A 19,787-nucleotide genomic window follows, 5' to 3' on the forward strand; every position below is an offset into this window, starting at 1 on the left:
GCCCTAAACCGCCTTGGCTTCGCCCTTGAGCCGGCCCTTGAGGTCCAGCTCGGGGGCGGCATGGGCTTCGGCCGCCTCCTCGGGCAGGTGAACCACGACCGTGGTGCCGCGTTCGGGTTCGGATTCGAGATCGACCCAGCCGCCGTGCAGCTCGACGATCTCCTTGACCAGAGCCAGGCCCAGCCCGGCTCCGCCGCGCACGCCGCGTTCGAAACGTTCGAAGACGCGCGCCAGGCGTTCGGGATCGATCCCCTCGCCCTCGTCCTTCACCGCAATCGTCGCGCTACCGTCCCGGTGCTCCAGCGCGATCGTCACCGTGCCGCCCTTCGGCGTGTGACGGATGGCGTTCGACAGAAGGTTCAGCACGACCTGTTTCAGCCGCCGCGCATCGGCCCGGATCAGGCTGGCCTCGCCGGTCCGGTCGTCGAGCGAGATCCTCACCCCGGCATGCTCGGCCTTGGCGGCGAAGAAGGCGGCGCTTTCTTCCGCAATCGCGCCGAGATCGGCATCGCCCAGTTCCAGTTCCAGCTGTCCGGCATCGATCGCGGCGACGTCGAGCACGTTGTCGATCAGCTTGGCGAGCTCTTCGGAGGCTTCCTTGATCGCCGTCATCGGGCCCTGCTGGCGCTCCGACAGCTCGCCGGCAAAGCCCTGCATGATCATGTCGGTATAGCCGGAAATCGTGGTGAGCGGCGTGCGCAGCTGATAGCTGACATGCTCCACGAACTCGCTCTTGATCCGGTCGGACGCCTCCAGCGCCTCGGCGCGGTCGCGCAGCGCCTCCTCGATCCGGCGGGAGTCGGTGACATCGTCCCAGGCGATCAGCGTCGCCCCGTCGGGCAGCGGCCGCGACAGATAGGTCAGCACCTTGTCGTCCGAGCGCACCCATTCGCCGGTCACATGCTTGCGCGCCTGCGGTGAAGGATCGGTCACGCGCGCCTTCATCTCCGCCCAGGCCTCGGCGTCGGGGTGCAGGCTCTCGCAGCGTTTCACGATGCTTTCGAAGGCGGGCTGGCCCTCGAGATCGGTCGACGAAAGCTTCCACAAACCCTCGAACGCCGTGTTGTGCAGGCGCAGCCGGCCATCCGAACCGAACACGGCGACGGCCTCGTGCAGCTTGTCGAGTGTCGCACGCTGGACGTTGATCAGCGTGTTGTAGCGCGCGCGCAGGGCCAGCTCGTCCGTCTTGTCCTCGAAGATCAGCATCAGCCCGCCCAAGGGATGGCGCTGGCGCGCGACGCGCAGCGTGCGCCCGTCGGGCAGCGGCCACAGCTCGTCGGGGCTTTCCTCGCCGGGCGCGGCGTCATAGCGGTTGAGCTCGCCCTTCTTCCACGCCGCATAGTCGGCCTGTTCCGGAAGCAGGCGCTTTTCGCGCAGCCGGTCGAGCAATTCGCCATGGCTCGGCCGGTCGTTCAGCCAGGACGGGTCAAGCGAATAAAGATGTTCGAACGCCGTATTGTGGAAGACCAGGCGCTGGCCGCGGTCGAACACGGCGACCGCCTCGGCCATGTGGTTGAGCGTGTCGTCATGTGCGCGGCGGAAGCGCTTGAGCGCGGCCTTGGACTCTTCCGCCTCGGTCACGTCGAGCGCGAACCCTGCCGCTCCGCCGGACACCGGGAATGTGACGAGATCGAGCGCGCGGCGCTTGCCGGCAATCACCACGGGACGCGTCTTGGCGACGGCCTCGCCGGCCTTCACCGCTTCGCCGGCCTGGCCTTTCAGACCCGGATCGAGCGCGATCTGGCGCGCGACGGCGTCGGCGGCGTCCTTGGCGTCGACCGCGGCGGCATAGGCGGCATTGGCCCATTCCAGACGCCCCGAAGCATTCATCCGCCAAGCCGGGAAGGGCGCGCGTTCCAGCGTGTCGAGGAAGGCGGCCGGATCCGCTTCGACAGTTCGGCGGCTTTCCTCCACCCGGCCGCGCGCTCCGGAGATTTCCATGCCGCGGATGGTCGCGTCGGACAGGAAGAGCGCGATCTGCAGGCCGGCGGCACGGCCATCGGCCTCGAGGAAGCGGCCCTCGGGCCCCAGAATGGTCAGCGACAGCGGCTTGCCCTCGGTCACCAGCTGGGCGAAGCGGCGGCGCAGCGTGGTTTCCTCGCCATCGGCGGCGCGGGCCTCGTAATCGGCCACGCCTTCCAGCAGCAGACTGCCCGGATCGGGCCCGTCGGCGGCTTCGGCGAATTTCAGCAGGCTGGCCAGCGCGGAGGGCGAGCCGAAAATGCGCGGCTTGGCCCAGTCCTCGACCGCGCCGCCGGCGAGATCGGGCGGCGTGTCCCACACAAGAACAAGGCCGGGATAGGCGCCAAAGGTGGAATCGGCGCGGGTCAGCTTGTCTTCGAGATCGGTGACGCGGCGTTTCCAGATCGCCTGCGCGGCGCGCGCGCCCGTGGTGACGCGCATCGCCCAGACGCTCGCCGCGACGGCGAACATCACCGCCCCGGCGGTGACGACGAGGGTCGCGATCTGGATGCTTTCAGCGCCTGCGGACATGCCCCGTTTCCGTTGGCCCCCTCGATTGGACGCGCGCCCATGATTCGTCCGAATCGGGACTTTAGCGTTAACGCGCCGCTGCGGCGAACGCTAAGGCAGTCGGGTGAGGGATTAATCTGGGGCCTGATCCGGGTTCGATTGGCGCACGCGGAAGGTGACAGCACGATGGTAGGCAAGCTGGAAGTCGATGAATGCGTGGACATGCTCCAATGAGTGGTCAAACAACTCGGTATCGTTTCCAGCAGCCGGGGGACTACACAGACACAAAGGGCGCAACTGCTCAGGATCGAACGCGCCCCCATATTCAGGCGGATTGGCCTCCTGCCACGCAATCAGCGCGCGCCCCGGTTCCGGATCGCCGATTCGGATCATCGACGGCATCGCCACAAACAGCCCGCCCGTGACGGCGGCTGCGCCGAGTGCGGCGAGTATCCAGCGGACCCATGCGGGCATTCGAGGCGCCTCCCGCACGTGATGATATAGTATTACAATCGAAGATCAACGCCGTCCCGGCCTTGTGCCGGGACCTACCGTCAGAGACGGGTTCGCATTGTGGGTGGGCCCCGAAATCCCCGCCTCCGCGGGGACAGGTAAATCCGGGGCGGAAAAGGCTTGAAGATCGCCTGCGTTCGCCCTCCCGCTTGAGGCTTCGACCCGTCCCTCAGGGCGAAACGCTCCAGTGGAGCGTTTCGAGGGGAGAAGGGCCGGGAGGCTGAGCGTCAGCCAGCCGACCGGGGTGGGGGTGTTTTTTTGAAGGGCCTCTCACCCCACCCCGCTCCCGTCGCCCTGACGGGCGTCGCTCGCGTCCCTCCCCCTCAAGGGGAGGGAAAAGGGCTACCTTATCCGCACCTCACCCATGCGGAATTCGAACAGGACGACGCAATTGGTCAGCGCCATGCCTTCGGGCAGCCCCTGGAAGCGCCAGTCCTCCACCGCCGCGACCGCGACGCCGTCGAACGGACCCGACGGCACCGCCCGCGCCACCCGCACCCGGTGCGTATTGCCGGTGTCATAGACGTGGAAGCGCACCACGACCCAGCCCTGCAGGCCTCGCGCATAGGCTCCGACCGGATAGTCCGGCAGTTCGAACCGTTGCGCGGCGAGCTGCGAGCCCTGGCAGTCTTCCGGACCGATCAGGGAGTCCACATTCGGCGGCACCGGATAGTCCGAGCGCGGGCGGAAGGGCCGCTCGCGCGGATCGAGCCGGTCGGGCGTCATCGCATCGGGCAACACCGCCGCGGGAAGCGTCGAGCAGGCGGCGAGAAACAGGGCGGGCAGAAGGGAAATCAGGCGCATGTCGCGCACGCTAGCGGCTTTGCCGCATCCCGCAAGCGGTCGGTTGCGGCCCCGGCCCCCGCGCCTGCTTCGCCTCAGACAAGAAACCCCTGCCACAGGACTGAACAAACTGTTACCGTTTTGGCCTAACATGGCCCCAAACTTGTAGGGTGATGGAGTGGAGTTCGCCGCTTGTGCGCCAGAGCGATACGGTTCTGGTGCGATCCTGCGGCGCAAGGGGAGTAAGCCGATGCCAGTTCTGCCGACGGCCCATGCCAGTCAGTCCTATGGGCGCCGCCAGCTCGAATTCTTTGCCACGACCGGCCATATCGCCAGTCCGGACCGCCGTCAGCGCGCCTCCGAGCGCCGCTTTCAGGACATGGATGGCGGGTTGCACACGGTCCGGCTCGCCAACGGCGATGCGCCGATGGAGACTGGTGACAGCATCGCCGTCCTGCGCGCGCAGTCGGGCCCCGACCGCCAGTCGCGCCCGGTCTCGGTGATCAACTATCGCACCAACAGCTGGGAACCGGCCGCCCCCGACGCGACCCGCGCCCTGTCCCGCGCCGGGATCACGCGCGGCGCGAACTGGTGGCTGTCGATGATCGCGGTGGCGCTGTTTGCCATCGTGCTCGTCTGGCCAGCCCTGCGGGCCGCCTTCCTCGAGCTGAACCCGTCCCTGTTTGCCGGCCTGCCGGCATTCGACCTTGTCGCCCTCGTCGCGTCCCAGGCCGGCTTCCTGATCGGGGCCGATCCGGCTGCCAGCATTGGCGGGCTTGACCGCGTCGTCGCCTCGACCGGCATTGTGGAAGCCGAAGCAGCGAATGCCGTCCTGCTTGGCGCCGGCCTCGCCTTGCTGGGCCTCATCGCCTATGTCGGCCGTACCTGGCGCGTGGTCTGGGTGCCGCTCTTCATCGCCGCCGCGCTGTCGGCCGGCCTCGTCCTCGGTGGTGTCGACGGCGCCACCGGGATCGTCCTGATGGCGATCGGCGGCCTCGTCCTCTTCTTCAGCCTGGCCGGATTCATCAACCGGGTGCGCGATGCCTCGCGCTTCCGCGGCCGTGTCGCGCGCCTGTCGGAACACATGCTGCGCAACCCGCCGCAGGAAAGCGTGGTCAGCCCGCCGGCGGCCCGCAGTTCCGAACCCGCAATGGCGGTGGCGACCCTGTCGGCTGGCGCTGTCGCGATGGACGCTGCGGAACCGGCCGAAAATGCGCCTGCCGACGACGAAGCGGAACAGGTCTCCGAAGCCGCCAATGACGCGGCGGAACGCACCCATGCCGATCCGGCCGAAGACGCGGCCGAAGGCCTCGCCGCCGAGGCTGCCGAACCCGCTGCCGAAGCTCCCGAAGCGGTGTCCGAACCGGACATTCCCGAAGCCGCCTCCCCCCCGACTGAAGTCGAGGACGCGCCGCGTACGCTGAGCGCCACTGCCACGGCCGAGGATACCACGCTGACCCGGGACGCCCGGACCAGCGCCGCCTTCGGCGCGCTCGCGGCCGCCATGGCCGGTGAGGACACGCAGACCCTCGAAGCCGATGACGACCTGCCGTCCGACGCCGAACTGGCCCGCGCCCGCGGCGAGACCGAGCCGGGCGACGCCGTCGTCAGCCTGCGCGCGCCCGAACCCGAAATGCCGGACAATTCGGACCGCGACATGAGCTTGCCGGAACCTCCGCCGCTGGCGGCGCAGCCCGAACCGGCGGGCGAAGACACGATCACGACCCAGGCGGACGCGCCCGACCTCCCGGACGAGGCGGACACGCCGGAATTGGCATCCGACGTTGATCATGACCCGATGATGGCGCACGACGCGCCGTCCGGTGAGGATGCCGACCGCCAGTCCTGACGGCGAACCGGATCAGTCGGTCTCGTGAAAGCCGGCGGCGACGAGCGCTTCGAGCGCATCGGCCGCCGCTTCCGCGTCCGGCCCGCGCGTCTCCAGCGTCAGCTCGGTGCCCGGCCCGGCGGCCAGCATCAGCAATTCCATGATCGAATCGGCGTCGATCGCTTCCGCTGAGGTCGCCACGCGCGCCTCGGCATCGAAACCGCGCAGTGTCTCGACGAATTTTGCCGCGGCGCGTGCATGCAGGCCGCGCGCATTGCGCACCGTGACCTTGCGGACGACGGAACTCACTTGGCGGAGCCGTCAAGCACCCGAGACGCCACCGCGATATAGCGCTGTCCGGCGGCCGCACCGGTGTCGGCGAGCGTCGCCACGTCCTGGTCCTCGCGCGCTTCGGCCAGCTTGATCATCATCGGCAGATTGACCCCGGCGACGACCTCGATCCGCCCCTTTTCCAGCAGCGAAATCGCCAGGTTGGATGGCGTGCCGCCGAACATGTCGGTCAGGATCAGCACACCCTCGCCGCGGTCAGCCGACTCGACGGCCTCGCGGATATCGTCTCGCCGCTGCTCCATGTCGTCGTCGGGTCCGATGCACACGGCGCTGCACGCCGGCAATTCCCCCACGACGTGCTCGGCGGCGGCAACGAGTTCCTCCGCCAGTCGACCATGCGTGACAACAACCAGTCCGATCATGCGACCTCCCCAAGCCTGCGCATCTAATCGTGCCAGGGCGCCGGGGAAAAGGCCTTTGTGCGCTGACACCCTGTCGCAGGCATCAGCCGCGGTCGGCGGGAAGCAGGATGACGAAGCGCGCGCCCTTCACCGCCCCGTCCGGCCCGGTGCGGTTTTCCGCGAGGATCGAGCCGCCATGCGCCTTGACGATCTGCCGGGCGATGGCAAGGCCGAGACCGGAATGCGTTCCGAAGGCCGCGCCCCTGGGCCGGTCGGTGTAGAAGCGTTTGAAAACCGTCTCCAGATTGTCCGGGGGAATTCCCGGCCCGTCATCCTCGACCGTGACGGTCCAGGCCGGGAAACCGTCGCGGTGCCCGCGAAACAGCGACACCCGGACTTTCGAGGGACGGTCCTCCGGCGAAAAGGTGATCGCGTTGTCGATCAGGTTGCGGACCACCTGGCCCAGCGGTCCGGCGCGGCCCCGTATCGGGGCCGCCTCGGCGGCCGGCTCGAACACGATCTCCGGCCCATCCCCGCGCGAGTCCCGGTAGGACTGGACGATGTCGCGCAACAACGCCGCCAGATCGACGGGCGCGGTATCCTCGCGGGCCAGCTCGGCATCGAGGCGAGAGGCGCGCGAAATATCGGTGATCAGCCGGTCGAGCCGCTTCACATCGGACTGGATGACGGCGAGCAGCCGGTCGCGGCGCTCGGCATCGGCGGCCTTGGGCAGCACCTCGACCGCCGACCGGATCGAGGTCAGCGGATTCTTCAGCTCGTGCGCGACATCGGCCGCGAACTGCTCGATCGCGTCCATCCGGTCATACAGCGCCTCGGTCATGGCGTGCAGGGCCAGTCCCAATTCGCCGATCTCGTCCTTGCGCCCTTCGAGATGAGGCATCTTTACCCGGCGTCCGCCTGCGAGCCGGGCTTCGTGAGCCGCCAGCGCAAGGCGGCGCACCGGCCGCGCGATGAACACGGTGAGCGCCAGCGAGGACAGGATGGTGACGACAGCCGCCAGCAGGATGAAGGGCAGCAAGGCCCGCCGCTCGGAGGCGATCAGCGCGTCGAGGTCGAAGCTTTCGAGCGTCACCACGCCGACCACGGCCTGCACCGGCTGGATCGGGATGGAGACCGAGACGACCCGCGTTCCGTCCTCCTGCCGCCGGACGCCTGACACCGCCTCGCCGAGTATCGCGAGATCGACCTCGTCGCGCAGCGAGCGGCGCAGCGCCTCACGTTCTTCCTGCGTGCGCAGGAGCGCGCCCAGTCCTTCCAGAAGGCGCGTGAACACGGGCCGCTGGTCGCGGCCCGGCGCGCCGGTATCGCCGATATCGGGCAGGGGCTCGACATCGAACCGGCTGACCAGAAGGTGGCTGTCGGCGACCGTGCGCACACCCTTGTCGAAAATCCGCACGCGCACGTCTTCGGGAACATAGAGCTGGCGCAATATCGCCCGCGCCTCGCCATCGAGCAGGACCGGAGTCGGATCGCTCTCCGCAGCTCCCTCGGCGAGGATGTTGGCGATCAGTTCGCCTTCCGCCCGCAGCGCGTCGATCTTGGCCTCGACAAGGCCGCGCCGTGTCTCCGACACGGCCAGCATGCCGATGATCAGGATGAGGAGCGCAAGCCCGTTCGCGGCCAGGATGATCTGCGCCAGGCGCGGCGCGGACCATCGTGGCCGGGTCAGGCGCGGCCAGGACAGGCGCGGCCAGCGGAAACCGGCGTCATCGCCCTCGGACCGGTCACGATTCCTTATAGCGATACCCCACGCCATAAAGCGTCTCGATCGCGTCGAATTCCCGGTCGGTCTCGCGGAATTTCTTGCGGATCCGCTTGATGTGGCTGTCGATCGTGCGGTCGTCGACATAGACCTGATCGTCATAGGCCGCGTCCATCAGCGCGTCCCGGCTTTTCACATAGCCCGGGCGCGTGGCCAGGGCCTGCAGAATCAGGAACTCGGTCACCGTCAGGCGTACCGGCTCGCCATCCCAGGAGCAGGCATGGCGGTTCGGGTCGAGCAGAAGCCGTCCGCGCATGATCGGCTTGCGGTCGCCCGGCTCCGGCTCGCCCGGCGTCGCCGGTTCGGGGCGCGCGCGGCGCAGCACCGCCTTGACCCGCTCGCCGAGAAGCCGTTGCGAGAAGGGCTTCGTGATGTAGTCGTCCGCCCCGAGATTGAGGCCGAGCGCCTCGTCGAACTCATCATCCTTCGAGGTCAGGAAGATCACCGGCATGTTCGAGGTCTGCCGCAACCGGCGAAGCAGCTCCATGCCGTCCATGCGCGGCATCTTCACGTCGAAAATGCCGAGATCGGCCGGACTTTCCGACAGGGCCGCCAGGGCTGACGCGCCGTCATTGTAGACCCGCACGTGATAGCCCTCGCCCTCGAGAAAGATGGAAACCGAGGTGATGATATTCTCGTCGTCGTCGACCAGCGCGATCGTAGCCAAGTGTCTGCCCTTCCTCGCCTGAGGCGATTCCCCGAAATTGTGGCAACTCTATCCAAGCCGGGGCGCGTCACAAAGCCCCCATGGTTCACCCGGTCTTAAACCTGTCTGTGGCATTCTCGTGACCGGCCTGAACCGGCCGGGACAAATAGCGTGACTGGGGACGGGAATGGCGGCTGACGGCATTCACTACGAGATCTTCGTGAAGCGCCACCGCAAGGCCGGCTGGTCGCTTGCCGAGGCGCGCGAGGATCGCGAGGAAGCGATCGCGCTCGCCGAAAAGCTGCTGACGACGCTTCCGACCGGTTCGGTCCGCGTGTCCAAGGAGCGCTATGATGACGGCTCGCGGACCTTCCGCTCCTCGACCGTGTTCGAGAAGGGTGCGGAAAAATTCGAGCAGGAAAAGGAAAAGGCCGGGGATGCCTCCCTGCCCTGTCTGACACCGGACGATCTGTCCAATCCCGCCGCCCGCGACACGATCCACCGTACGCTCGCCCAATGGCTGGAACGCCAGCAGGCCAGTCCGATGGAACTGCTTCACCGGCCCGACCTCGTCGAAATGCTGGAGACCGGCGGCACCGAGCTGCAGCACGCCATCCAGAAGGTGGCCGTGGCCAGTGCCCGCGACGGCGAGGCCAATGTCCACGCCTATACCCGCCAGCTGCAGGATCTGATCGGGCGCGCGCTGACCCGCATCTATCAGGACGGCCGCAACAAGAAGCTTCCCAATTTTCCCGCCGGACGGTCCTTCGCCAGCACGGTTGAAGAGATCTGTGCCAAACCGAATATCTATCGGTTGCGGGCCGCGATCGCCGACCGCCTCAGCGAGGAACGGTCCTATCGCGACAAGGTGAAATGCCTGATCGGCTTCACGGACGATCTGCCGGCAGATCCGGAATTGCGCGAGATTGCCCTCACCGAGACCGATACCTTCCTGTCGGAAATCCTGGCATTCGACAGCGGCATTGCCGGTCTCGTCGGTGACGTGAGCGATCTGGGCGGCGAGGTGCAGCGTCTGGCGGACATCTATTGCGGCAAGCCCGATGCCGAAGATCTGTGCGATGCTCCGGCAGCCGCACGTCAGCTCGCCGGCATGATCAAGTCACTGTCCGCGACACGCACGGCGGTGGCACGCCGCCTTCTGGCCCAGCTGAGAAAGCCGCGGCGGATGAAGCCCGACTGCGTCGCCTCTGAAGTGAAGCTCGCCCGCGCCCTCGCCCAGCAACTCGTGCTGGCCCAGGGGCCGGAATTGCCGGTGGACTCGCTCCAGGATGCCTTTTCGCAGCGCTCGGCCCGACTGCTCACCCCGGAAACGATCGCCGACTATCTCGAGGATGCCGAGGACGCCAACACGGAAATCGCACGGCTTCTGGCGCTGGAAGAGAACATCGTCGGTGAACAGAACAAGAAGAAGCTCGCAGGATATATCCGTGCCGCGCTCGGCGCTCACAGGACCGAGAGCTGGTTCACGCGCGGACCGGGAAATGCACTCGACCGACTGGCCCGCCTCGCGCGTCACCAGGCCCGCGCCCTGAAGGGACACTATCCGGACGAAGACCTCGCCGACCTGTCACGCGCCTTCGACAAGCTGGGCAGGAAGCTGCTGGAGGCAAGCAACCTGCTCGACCAGGTCGCGAACAGCGATCGTCCTGTCCTCGACCGGGTCACCTCGCTTCTGAAGCTCGCGGCAACCGGCGTGCTCCCGCTCGGCGAATGCGTCGCCGAAGCGCAGGCACGGGCGGTGAAACTGCTGCGCTCCGAGGCCGGCCTGAGCGAAGCGCGCGCCGACGGCGAACGCACGAAGCTGGGCGAGATAGAAACACTGATGAAGTCGCTGGCGGCCTGAGGCCCGGCGACGCGATCCCGATCGATATCGGGATGACCCGAGCGCTGCCCCCGAAATGGATCCCCACCTGCGCGAGGATGACGACCTGACGGCCGTCACTTCTTCTTTTTCTTCTTGTCTTTCTTCCGGGCCTTCTTGGAGGCTTTCTTCGCCGCCTTCTTGACCGCTTCCTTCTCTCTCAGCGCGTCGGCCTTCAGCTTGGCCTCGGCCTCCTCGATCGACATCGCGATCCGGCGCAGGGTTTCCAGGAAGCTGGAGCGCTTGTTCTTCGGCAGCGACTCCATGATCGACGCATCGGCCGCCACGGCGCTGGCCAGCGCCGTGTCATAGACGGTGCGGCCCTCATCGGTCAGGTGAATGGCATTGGCGCGGGCATCGCCCGGCACCCGCTCCCGTCGGAGCAGCTTGCGCGTCACCATCCGCGAGACGAGTTCGGCCAGCGTCGACCGGTCGATACCCGTCGCCCGGACGAGATCGGTCTGGGTCAGGCCTTCCTGCCCGGCCGTCGCGGCGAGCACCGCAAACTGGCGCTGGGTCAGCTTCATGTCGTCCGGCATCGCCTTGGCGAAATGCTCGGCCGCGAATTGCTGCGCACGATGCAGGAGATGGCCGGGCGAACCCGCGAGATCGAATTCCGGTGTCTTGCCCATGGGATCGCCTCCGCTGGCTGTCCTCTCGATGCAGTCTAGCCGAGGCGCGTCTCAATTCAATGACAACGTTCCGGGGACGGAGGAACCCCCTGTTTATTCGGATTTGGCGGCTTCGTCCGTTGTCTGATGCTTCATCACGATCGGAATGTTGAGCAGGCCGAAGACCAGCGTCAGCCCCATGATGACGAGCTTGAAATTCACCCAGAAGCCTTCGGTGACGGAAAAATCGGCGAACCAGCGTGCGCTTTCCGCGACATCACCGTCCGAGATATGGCGCCAGATCAGTTCGTTGAGGAAGGCGAGGAATTGCAGGAACAGCGCCCAGCGGATCGCCAGGATCGTCCAGGCCCGGTCCGGCAGGTCGAAAACCTCCTTGAAGAAAAACTTCCAGATATTCACGCCGAAGGCGAAGCTGAACAGGATCAGATAGGACAGGAAGAGGTTCACGATCGTCGGCTTCACATAGATGAAGATCGGATCCTTCAGGAGGATGCCGAGCCCGCCCATGACCGTGACGATCACCGCCGACAGCAAAAGCATGGGCGGCCAGCGCTTGTGCGCGGTGCGCGCATAGGCAAGGGCGGCAAGCATGGCGACGATGAAAAGGCCTGTCGCCCAGTACAGGGCATCCTCGCCCACCACGCGCCGGCCCAGGAAATAGGTCAGGATGAAGAGCGCCACCGGCCCGACATCTGTCAGCAGGCGTGCCCCCTGGCCCGCCGCCTTGCTGGAAGTCTCGCTCATGTCCCGTCTCCGAATCCTGATCTAGCCAATCTGTAGCAATACGAGGCCGGCGGCCAAAAGGATTGCCAGCACGGTGCGCTTGAGGCCGAAAGGCTCCTTCAGCACGAGCGCGGCGAGGATGGCACCGAACACGACCGACGTCTCCCGCATCGCCGCCATCGGCGCGACGTCTGCGAGCGAAAAGGCGTAAAGCGCAAGGCCGTAACTCGCCGCGCCGAACAGCGCCGCGACCCCGGCCATCCGCAGTTCGCCCTTCGCGAGCCCCGCCCATCGGCGTCCGCGCCGGACGAGGGACACCACCGTCACCGGGACGGACGACACCACGAAGAACCAGGCGACGTAGACGAGCGGGGAATGCGCCGCCCGTACGCCCGATGCATCGTTTACGGAATAGAGCGCCGTCATACTGGCCGCACACAGCGCAAAGGCGATGGCCGCGGCCTTCGGGGCCTGTCCCTTCTCCGGCCAGGCAAAACCGATGATCATCGCCGTCGCCAGTGACAGACCGGCGATCTGGATCGGGCTGAGCGTCTCGCCGAGGAACACGAAGGCCGCGATCCCCGCGAGCGCCGGCGCACCACCGCGCATCACCGGATAGACCAGATTCATGTTGCCGCGCTCGAAGGCGGAAATCATCGCCATCTGGAAGGCGAAATGCAGGCCCGCCCCGATCAGCAGGAAGCGCCACGCCTCCCAGGGCGGTGGCGGAAACAGAATGAGGACGGGGGAATAGAGCAGCGCGCCGGCCATCATCATCAGGGCGCGGAAGACCAGACGGTCCTGGGACTGTTTCGTCAGAAGCCCCATGCCGGCGTGCAGCACGGCAGAGCCCAGCATGGCCAGCGCGCCGAGCGCCGCCGCGTTCAGCCGGCCAGGCCCGACAGGGCGCGGGCAAAGGCCCGCGCATCGAAGGGTTGAAGGTCGTCGATGCCTTCGCCGATGCCGATCGCGTGAACCGGCAACTGGAATCTGTCGGCGACCTGCACCAGCGCCCCGCCTTTCGCCGTCCCGTCGAGCTTGGTCATGACGAGGCCGGTGACTTGGCTGGCTTCGAGGAAGGCTTCCGCCTGCGACACCGCATTGGCCCCGACCGTCCCGTCGAGCACCAGAATGACCCGGTGTGGTGCCGTCTCGTCGAGCTTGCGGATCACACGGACGATCTTGCGAAGCTCGTCCATCAGCGCGGTCTTGGTCTGCAGCCGCCCGGCGGTGTCGATCAGCACGACGTCGAAGCCGTCGCGCTGCGCGCGGGACACGGCGTCATAGGCGAGCCCCGCCGCATCCGCGCCGATCTCGCGCTTTTCCACCGGCGCGCCGGCGCGCTCGCCCCACACCGAGACCTGTTCCACGGCCGCCGCGCGGAAGGTGTCGCCCGCGACCAGCAGCGTTTTCTTGCCCGCGCGGGTCAGGGTCGCGGCGATCTTGCCCAGCGTCGTCGTCTTGCCCGAGCCGTTGACCCCGACGAAGAGGACGATTTCCGGCCGGGGGCCAGACGAGAAGTCGAGCGGGGCTTCGAGCGGCTTCAGCGTTTCCTCGATCGTCGCGGCGAGCGCGTCCTTTACCTCTTCGTCGGTGACGTCCTTGTCGAACCGGTCCCTGGCCAGCCGGTCGGTCACTCGCATCGCGGCGGCCGGTCCGAGATCGGCGGCGATGAGCAACTCTTCCAGTTCCTCGATCGCGGCGGCATCGAGCTTGCGCTTGGTGAACACCGCGCTGACGCTTTCGGTCAGCTTCTCCGAGGAGCGACGGAGGCCGGACGTCAGGCGGGAAAAGAAGCCCGGCTTTTTCTCGCCCTCCTTCACGCCTTCACCTCTCCGGTCAGTTCCTGCCCGTCATGGCCGGAAATCACCAGATCGACAATCGCTCCGGCACGCGCCGGGGAATGCTCATCGAAACGGATCGCCGCGAAATTCGGCGCCCGCGCGAAACCCGGCCGTTCCACCAGCGCGGCCTGCGTTGACCCGATCATGCCCGAAAGGTGCCGGGCGAGCGCCGCGTCGCCCTTGGCGCGCAGCCGCGCGGCGCGTTCTTTCGCGACGCCGCCGCCGCTCCACGGCATGCGGGCGGCCGGCGTGCCGGGGCGCGGGCTGAACGGGAAGACGTGCAGATAGGCGAGATCGCAGTCGTCGACCAGTTTGATCGAGTTCTCGAACATCTCCTCGGTCTCGGTCGGGAAGCCGGCGATCAGGTCCGCGCCGAAGGCGATGTCCGGCCGCGCCGCCTTCAGCGACTGGCAAAGCTGGATCGCGTCATCGCGCAGATGGCGGCGCTTCATCCGCTTCAGGATCATGTCGTCGCCAGCCTGCAGCGACAGGTGAAGGTGCGGCGCGATGCGCGCATCACCCGTCACCGCCTCGAACAGGTCCGGATCGATCTCGATCGCATCGATCGAGGACAGCCTGAGGCGCGGCAGGTCCGGCACATCCTTCAGGATCGCCTTCACCAGACGCCCCAGCTTCGGCTCGCCGTCGAGATCCGCGCCCCAACTCGTCAGGTCGACGCCAGTCAGCACGATCTCCTGGTGCCCGGTATCCACCAGGCGGCGGATCTGGTCGGTTATCTCCGTGTCCGGGACGGACCGGGAATTCCCGCGGCCATAGGGGATGATGCAGAAGGTGCAGCGATGGTCGCACCCGGTCTGCACCTGTACATAGGCGCGGGTCCGGCCGTCCAGCCCGTCGACCAGATGGCCGGCCGTCTCGCGCACGCTCATGATGTCGTTGACCAGGGTGCGGGCCGCATCGCCGCGTGCCACGGCCTCCCACGTCTCGGCCTTCATCTTTTCCATGTTGCCGACGACACGCGTGACTTCCGGCATCGCCGCGAAGCGCTCCGGCTCGATCTGCGCGGCGCAGCCGGTGACGATGATCGACGCGTCGGGATGATCGCGGCGGGCGCGTCGGATCGACTGGCGTGCCTGGCGCACCGCCTCATTCGTCACCGCGCAGGTGTTGATGATGATTGCCTCGCCAAGGCCGGCCGCCCGGGCGTGATCGCGCATGATCTCGCTCTCCCAGGCATTCAGCCGGCAGCCAAAGGTCCTTATGTCCGGGCCGGCCATCGCATCTGCGTTCGCAGACGGGGCCTTGTTCTCGATCAGCGTGGCCATGAAGCCGGACTAAGTGGGCGAGCGGGGGGGTGAGGTCAAGCCGTGTGGAAGCGCGGCACGAACAGGACGAGGACGGTGAACACTTCCAGCCGGCCAAGCACCATGATTGCGCCAAGCACCAGCTTCGTGGAATCCGGCAGGCCGGAGAAATTGCCGGCCGGGCCGATGATCGCACCGAGGCCGGGGCCGACATTGGCCAGCGCCGTCGCCGACCCCGACAGCGAGGTCATCAGGTCGAGCCCCGTCGCGGACAGCACCAGCGCCCCGATGGCGAATGTCGCCACATAGACCGCGGAAAACAGCGCCACCGAGGCGACGTCGCCGGGACCAAGCGGCTGGCCGTTGATGCGCGCAGGCGACAATGAATGCGGTTGAGCGGTGCGATTGAGATTCTGAAGCAGCGCTTTGGCGAGGACCTCGAAGCGGAACATCTTGAACCCGCCCGACGTTGAACCGGCGCACCCGCCGACGAAGGTCAGGAAGAAGAAGACCGCCATCGCGAACGGCCCCCAGAGCTGGTAGTCGGCCGTCGCATACCCGGTTGTCGTGATGACCGAGACCACGTTGAACAGCGCCTCGCGCAGGGCGGTCGCGAAGGACTGGTCCTCGATCAGCCGCAGAACGAACATCAGGCCGGCCGCCATCGCCACGATCATGAAGAACAGGCCGATCTGCCCCATTCCCGTGCCATGCGTGCGCATGTTCTGACGCGTCAGCCGGACATAGGCCAGGAAGGGCAGGGCGCCGGCCGCCATGAAACCGATGGCGACCCAGTGCGTGCCGGTCGAGAAATGCCCGAGCGAGGAATCCGAGGTCGAATACCCGCCGGTCGAGACCGTGGTCAGCGCGTGGTTGAGCGCCTCGAACCCGGTCATGCCATTGATCCGGTAGCCGATCATGCAGGCCAGGGTCAGGCCGAGATAGATCGAGCCGATGGCGATCGCCAGCTGGTTGGGCCGCGCGATCAGCCGCTCCGACGAGGTGTCGGAGGATTCCATCTTGAACAACTGCATCCCGCCGACTTTCAGGAAAGGCAGGATGGCGATCGACAGGGCGATGATCCCGACCCCGCCAATCCATTGCAGGACCGAGCGCCACAGGAGGAGCGAGGGCGGGCTGTCATCGAGCCCGGAGACGACGGTCGATCCCGTCGTGGTCAGTCCGGACACGGATTCGAACACCGCATCGACGAAGGACAGCTGCCAGGTCCCGAGCATGAAGGGCAGGGCGCAGAAGATGGGCAGGCCGAACCAGGCCATCACCGTGATCACCACCGCCTGCCGGAACCGGAGCTCCGGCTTCGCGCCCCAGCCGGCCGCGAGTGCCACGGCAGCCGGTACGAAGCCGATCACGGCCGTCGCGTAGAAGGCCCCGGCCTCGCTGTCGCGCGCCAGGCTCGACCCGATCGCATGCATCAGGGCCAGCACGGACATGCCTGCGAGCAGCCAGCCGGAGGTCAGGAAGATGACCCGGAAATCGCGCAACATGCCCTCGAAGGCTTCGCGGCGGACCATGACTTGTCCGTCAGGCCGGGCGCTTTACGCCTCCTGGCAGGCGGGCGCAAGAAAGCCGGGTCAGACCGGAATTGCGATTTCGCCGTCCACGGCGACCGGGCCTTCCAGCGTGACATGGCCGTCGGCTCGCCATTCCACCTGCAATTCCCCGCCATCGGCGACCACCGTGACGGCCTGTCCGGTCAGCCCCTTGCGGTGCCCGGCGACGACGGCGGCCGCCGCGCCGGTGCCGCAGGCCCGGGTGAGGCCTGCACCGCGCTCCCAGACCCGCACACGGATCCGGTCGGGCGCGATCACCTGCGCGAAGCCGATATTGGCGCGTTCGGGAAACAGCGTGTCGTGTTCCAGCACCGGTCCGATCGTTTCGGCTGGCACGGCGTCCACGTCAGTGACGAAGAAGACGCAATGCGGATTGCCCATCGACACCGCGCCGGGTCCGGCCAGCGACAGGCCGGGAGCCTCGACCGCCAGTTCCAGCGTGACCGTGTCCATTTCGCGCGCCAGCGGAATCTCGCGCCAGCCGGTCCGCGCCGGGCCGAGATCGACCCGGACTCGCATCGCGCCGGCGGTCTCGGCCACCAGGTCTCCGCCAAGCGAGCCCATCGTCACCGTGTCCATGCCGCCGGCCTGCATCAGATACCAGCCGACGCAGCGCGCACCATTGCCGCACGCCCCGACCTCGCCGCCATCGGCGTTCACAACGCGCATCACGGGAGCGTCCGCATTTCCGGCGATCAGCAGGATCTGGTCGAGATGATGGGCCGCCGCGAGCGCCCTTGCCCGCTCCGGCGTGAACGCCTGCGCGCCGCCGCCGCGAATGTCGGCGAGCAGGAAGGCGTTGCCCGCCCCGTTCATCAGAAGGCCTTTCATGACGCAGCGGTAATCCCGGCGCGGCTTTGCGTCAAACGCCCTTCAGGCTATGTGTGGCCCGGACAGCTTGTCCTGGGGAGTATGACATGACACTGCGTATCGCGATGTCGGTTGCTGCCGCGGCGCTTCTCGCCGCCTGCAACCCGTCCACCGAAACCGCCAACGAGGCCGACGAGACCGAAACGACCGAGGCCGAGACCGGCATGACCGACAACCAGACCGCCGAACGCGACATCGTTGCCATCGATCCGGAAAACGATCCGCGCATCTGGCTCGAAGAGGTCGAGGGAGAGCAGGCACTGGACTGGGCGCGAGCGCAGAACGAGCGCACCTTCGCGCGTCTGCAGGACGATCCGCGCTTCGAGGCATTCTACCAGCAGGCGCTGGAAATCTATCAGAGCGAGGACCGCATCCCCTACGGGTCCTATCGTGACGGCCACATCTACAATTTCTGGCAGGACGCCGCCAACACGCACGGCCTGTGGCGCCGCGCGACGCTTGAGAGCTACGAGACCGACAGCCCGGAATGGGAGGTCATCCTCGACCTCGACGCCCTGTCCGAGGAAGAGGGCATCAACTGGGTCTGGCGCGGCGCCGACTGCCTGTCGCCGGAAAACCTGCGCTGCATGATCACCCTGTCCGATGGCGGCCGTGATGCCGCGCATCGCCGGGAATTCGACATGCAGACCCGCAGCTTCGTTGAAGACGGCTTCGTCACGCCGGAAGCCAAGGGCGGCGTCGCCTGGGTCGATCAGGACACGCTCCTGGTGATGCTGGCGACCAGCCCGGAAACCTCCACCGAGTCGGGCTATCCCTACATCGTGCGCCGCTGGGAACGCGGCACGCCGCTGGAAGACGCCGTCGAAGTGCTGCGCGGCGACACCAGTGATGTCGGTGTCTGGGCCTTCCGCACCGAAGGCACGGGCGGCGCGCACCACATGATGGTGTCCGAAGCCAACACCTTCTACGACACCACCTGGTGGGCGCTGCCGGAAGGCCGCGACCCGGTGCAGCTGCCGCTGCCGGCGAAATCCTCGATCCAGTCGCTCTATGACGGCCAGCTGGTCTTCACCATCGAAGAGGAATGGTCGCCGGACGGCGCCGGGGAGACCTTCCCGCAGGGCGCGCTCCTGTCCTTCGGCTACCAGAACTGGCTCGACACCGGCGAGATCGCCGTCGAGACCGTCTTCATCGCCGGCGAGCGTGAATCCATCGGCGGCGTCGGCGCGACGGCCTCGGCGCTTCTGGTCCAGATTGATGCCAATGTCGTGGGCGGCCTGTCGGCCTTCACCCATGGCGGGGATGGCTGGACCCGCGAAGACGTCGAGACCCCGGCCAACATGACGCTGGGCCTGACCGGCACCGGCCCGGACCATGACGTCGCCTTCCTCAACGCCCAGGGCTTCCTGACGCCGGATTCGCTCTACCGGGTGAATGTCGCTGAGCGCACGACCTCACCGCTGAAGTCGACGCCGGAGCGGTTCGACACCGAGGGTCTCGTCGTCGAGCAGCGCGAGGCGCAATCGCCCGACGGCACGATGATCCCGTATTTCGTGGTGCGCCGCGAAGACACGGTGATGGACGGCACGACGCCGACCCTGCTCTACGCCTATGGCGGTTTCCAGGTCTCGATCACGCCGAGCTATTCCGGCGTACGCGGCCGCCTCTGGCTGGATCGCGGCGGTGCCTATGTCGTCGCCAATATTCGCGGCGGCGGCGAATTCGGCCCGGCCTGGCACCAGGCCGGCCTGACGATGAACCGTCAGCGCATCTATGACGATCTGATTGCCGTGGCCGAGGACATGATCGACACCGGCCTGACCAGCCCGCGCCATCTCGGCGTCTATGGCGGGTCGAATGGCGGTCTCCTGACCGGCGTGATGTACACCCAGCGCCCGGACCTGTGGAATGCGGTCGTCTCGGCCGTGCCGCTGCTCGACATGCTGCGCTTCGACCGCCTGCTGGCCGGCGCCAGCTGGGTCGGGGAATACGGCTCGCCGTCCAACCCGGACGAGGGCGCCTTCCTGCAGTCGATCTCGCCCTATCACAATGTCGATGCGAACGGGGATTATCCGGAGATCTACCTCTTCACCTCGACCGCGGACGACCGGGTCCATCCGGGCCATGCGCGGAAATTCGCCCACCTCCTGTCGGAGACCGGTCACCCCTATCTCTATTACGAGAACATCGAGGGCGGTCACTCGGCGGCGGCGAACCTGCCCGAACTCGCCCGGCGGGACGCCATGCTCTACGTCTTCCTGACGCAGAAGCTGATGGACGAGACCGCGCCGGAAGGCTCGGCGGACTGATCCCCGCCTG

At 67.1% G+C, this 19,787-nt stretch carries 17 protein-coding genes; 3 read left to right on the plus strand and 14 right to left on the minus strand.

The annotated features are described in order from the left end of the window. Positions 1–3 precede the first annotated feature (3 nt). The 3 genes from ACFOOR_RS08895 to ACFOOR_RS08905 all read right to left on the minus strand — a co-directional run bounded on the left by ACFOOR_RS08895 (position 4) and on the right by ACFOOR_RS08905 (position 3,789). The gene (locus tag ACFOOR_RS08895; protein ID WP_343164535.1) at positions 4–2,493 is read right to left on the minus strand and encodes a sensor histidine kinase; all 2,490 of its coding nucleotides are present in this window, start codon (positions 2,491–2,493) and stop codon (positions 4–6) included. Positions 2,494–2,604: 111 nt separating this feature from the next. Next, positions 2,605–2,946 (minus strand): hypothetical protein, encoded by a 342-nt coding sequence (locus ACFOOR_RS08900; RefSeq protein WP_343164536.1) that lies wholly within the window; start codon positions 2,944–2,946, stop codon positions 2,605–2,607. A gap of 381 nt (positions 2,947–3,327) precedes the next feature. Continuing rightward, the gene (locus tag ACFOOR_RS08905; protein WP_343164537.1) at positions 3,328–3,789 is read right to left on the minus strand and encodes an energy transducer TonB; all 462 of its coding nucleotides are present in this window, start codon (positions 3,787–3,789) and stop codon (positions 3,328–3,330) included. A 229-nt stretch (positions 3,790–4,018) separates the two neighbouring features. Here ACFOOR_RS08905 and ACFOOR_RS08910 point away from each other — a divergent pair, with 229 nt between their 5' ends. After that, positions 4,019–5,617, plus strand: a complete 1,599-nt coding sequence (locus ACFOOR_RS08910) for a hypothetical protein (RefSeq protein ID WP_343164538.1) — start codon at positions 4,019–4,021, stop codon at positions 5,615–5,617. A gap of 12 nt (positions 5,618–5,629) precedes the next feature. Here the strand turns inward: ACFOOR_RS08910 and ACFOOR_RS08915 are convergent, their stop codons facing one another. The 4 genes from ACFOOR_RS08915 to ACFOOR_RS08930 all read right to left on the minus strand — a co-directional run bounded on the left by ACFOOR_RS08915 (position 5,630) and on the right by ACFOOR_RS08930 (position 8,738). Continuing rightward, the gene (locus ACFOOR_RS08915; RefSeq protein WP_343164539.1) at positions 5,630–5,905 is read right to left on the minus strand and encodes an HPr family phosphocarrier protein; all 276 of its coding nucleotides are present in this window, start codon (positions 5,903–5,905) and stop codon (positions 5,630–5,632) included. Continuing rightward, entirely contained in the window at positions 5,902–6,309 is a 408-nt protein-coding gene (locus ACFOOR_RS08920) for a PTS sugar transporter subunit IIA (RefSeq protein ID WP_343164540.1), read from the minus strand. Before ACFOOR_RS08920 ends, ACFOOR_RS08915 begins: the two co-directional genes overlap by 4 nt. A gap of 82 nt (positions 6,310–6,391) precedes the next feature. Beyond that, positions 6,392–8,065 carry a stimulus-sensing domain-containing protein gene (locus ACFOOR_RS08925; RefSeq protein WP_343164541.1) on the minus strand — a complete coding sequence of 558 codons (1,674 nt, stop codon included), beginning with the start codon at positions 8,063–8,065 and terminating at the stop codon, positions 6,392–6,394. After that, positions 8,034–8,738 carry a response regulator transcription factor gene (locus ACFOOR_RS08930; protein WP_343164542.1) on the minus strand — a complete coding sequence of 235 codons (705 nt, stop codon included), beginning with the start codon at positions 8,736–8,738 and terminating at the stop codon, positions 8,034–8,036. The genes ACFOOR_RS08925 and ACFOOR_RS08930 overlap by 32 nt, the downstream gene beginning before the upstream one ends. Positions 8,739–8,904: 166 nt before the next feature. On the opposite strand from ACFOOR_RS08930, the gene ACFOOR_RS08935 reads away from it, so the two are divergent. Continuing rightward, positions 8,905–10,581, plus strand: coding sequence for a hypothetical protein (locus tag ACFOOR_RS08935; RefSeq protein WP_343164543.1), 1,677 nt, complete (start codon positions 8,905–8,907; stop codon positions 10,579–10,581). Between the two features lie 95 nt (positions 10,582–10,676). Here the strand turns inward: ACFOOR_RS08935 and ACFOOR_RS08940 are convergent, their stop codons facing one another. The 7 genes from ACFOOR_RS08940 to dapF all read right to left on the minus strand — a co-directional run bounded on the left by ACFOOR_RS08940 (position 10,677) and on the right by dapF (position 17,468). Then, positions 10,677–11,231 (minus strand): MarR family winged helix-turn-helix transcriptional regulator, encoded by a 555-nt coding sequence (locus ACFOOR_RS08940; protein ID WP_343164544.1) that lies wholly within the window; start codon positions 11,229–11,231, stop codon positions 10,677–10,679. Positions 11,232–11,324: 93 nt separating this feature from the next. Further along, complete coding sequence (locus tag ACFOOR_RS08945; protein ID WP_343164545.1) at positions 11,325–11,975, minus strand: inner membrane-spanning protein YciB; 651 nt, start codon at positions 11,973–11,975, stop codon at positions 11,325–11,327. A 21-nt stretch (positions 11,976–11,996) separates the two neighbouring features. Further along, positions 11,997–12,842, minus strand: a complete 846-nt coding sequence (locus ACFOOR_RS08950; protein WP_343164635.1) for a DMT family transporter — start codon at positions 12,840–12,842, stop codon at positions 11,997–11,999. Continuing rightward, complete coding sequence (gene ftsY / locus ACFOOR_RS08955) at positions 12,839–13,777, minus strand: signal recognition particle-docking protein FtsY (protein WP_343164546.1); 939 nt, start codon at positions 13,775–13,777, stop codon at positions 12,839–12,841. Before ftsY ends, ACFOOR_RS08950 begins: the two co-directional genes overlap by 4 nt. Continuing rightward, positions 13,774–15,084 (minus strand): tRNA (N(6)-L-threonylcarbamoyladenosine(37)-C(2))-methylthiotransferase MtaB, encoded by a 1,311-nt coding sequence (mtaB, locus tag ACFOOR_RS08960; protein ID WP_343164547.1) that lies wholly within the window; start codon positions 15,082–15,084, stop codon positions 13,774–13,776. Before mtaB ends, ftsY begins: the two co-directional genes overlap by 4 nt. A 35-nt stretch (positions 15,085–15,119) precedes the next feature. Continuing rightward, on the minus strand, positions 15,120–16,598 hold the full coding sequence (locus ACFOOR_RS08965) for a TrkH family potassium uptake protein (RefSeq protein ID WP_343164548.1): 1,479 nt from the start codon (positions 16,596–16,598) through the stop codon (positions 15,120–15,122). A 60-nt stretch (positions 16,599–16,658) separates the two neighbouring features. Continuing rightward, a complete protein-coding gene (dapF, locus tag ACFOOR_RS08970; protein WP_343164549.1) occupies positions 16,659–17,468 on the minus strand; it encodes a diaminopimelate epimerase in 810 nt (269 codons plus the stop codon). A gap of 86 nt (positions 17,469–17,554) precedes the next feature. Between dapF and ACFOOR_RS08975 the strand changes: the two genes are divergently transcribed. Further along, the gene (locus ACFOOR_RS08975) at positions 17,555–19,777 is read left to right on the plus strand and encodes a prolyl oligopeptidase family serine peptidase (protein WP_343164550.1); all 2,223 of its coding nucleotides are present in this window, start codon (positions 17,555–17,557) and stop codon (positions 19,775–19,777) included. Positions 19,778–19,787: the final 10 nt, after the last annotated feature.

The sequence above is a fragment of the Hyphobacterium vulgare genome (assembly GCF_042643335.1).
Classification (GTDB): domain Bacteria; phylum Pseudomonadota; class Alphaproteobacteria; order Caulobacterales; family Maricaulaceae; genus Hyphobacterium; species Hyphobacterium vulgare.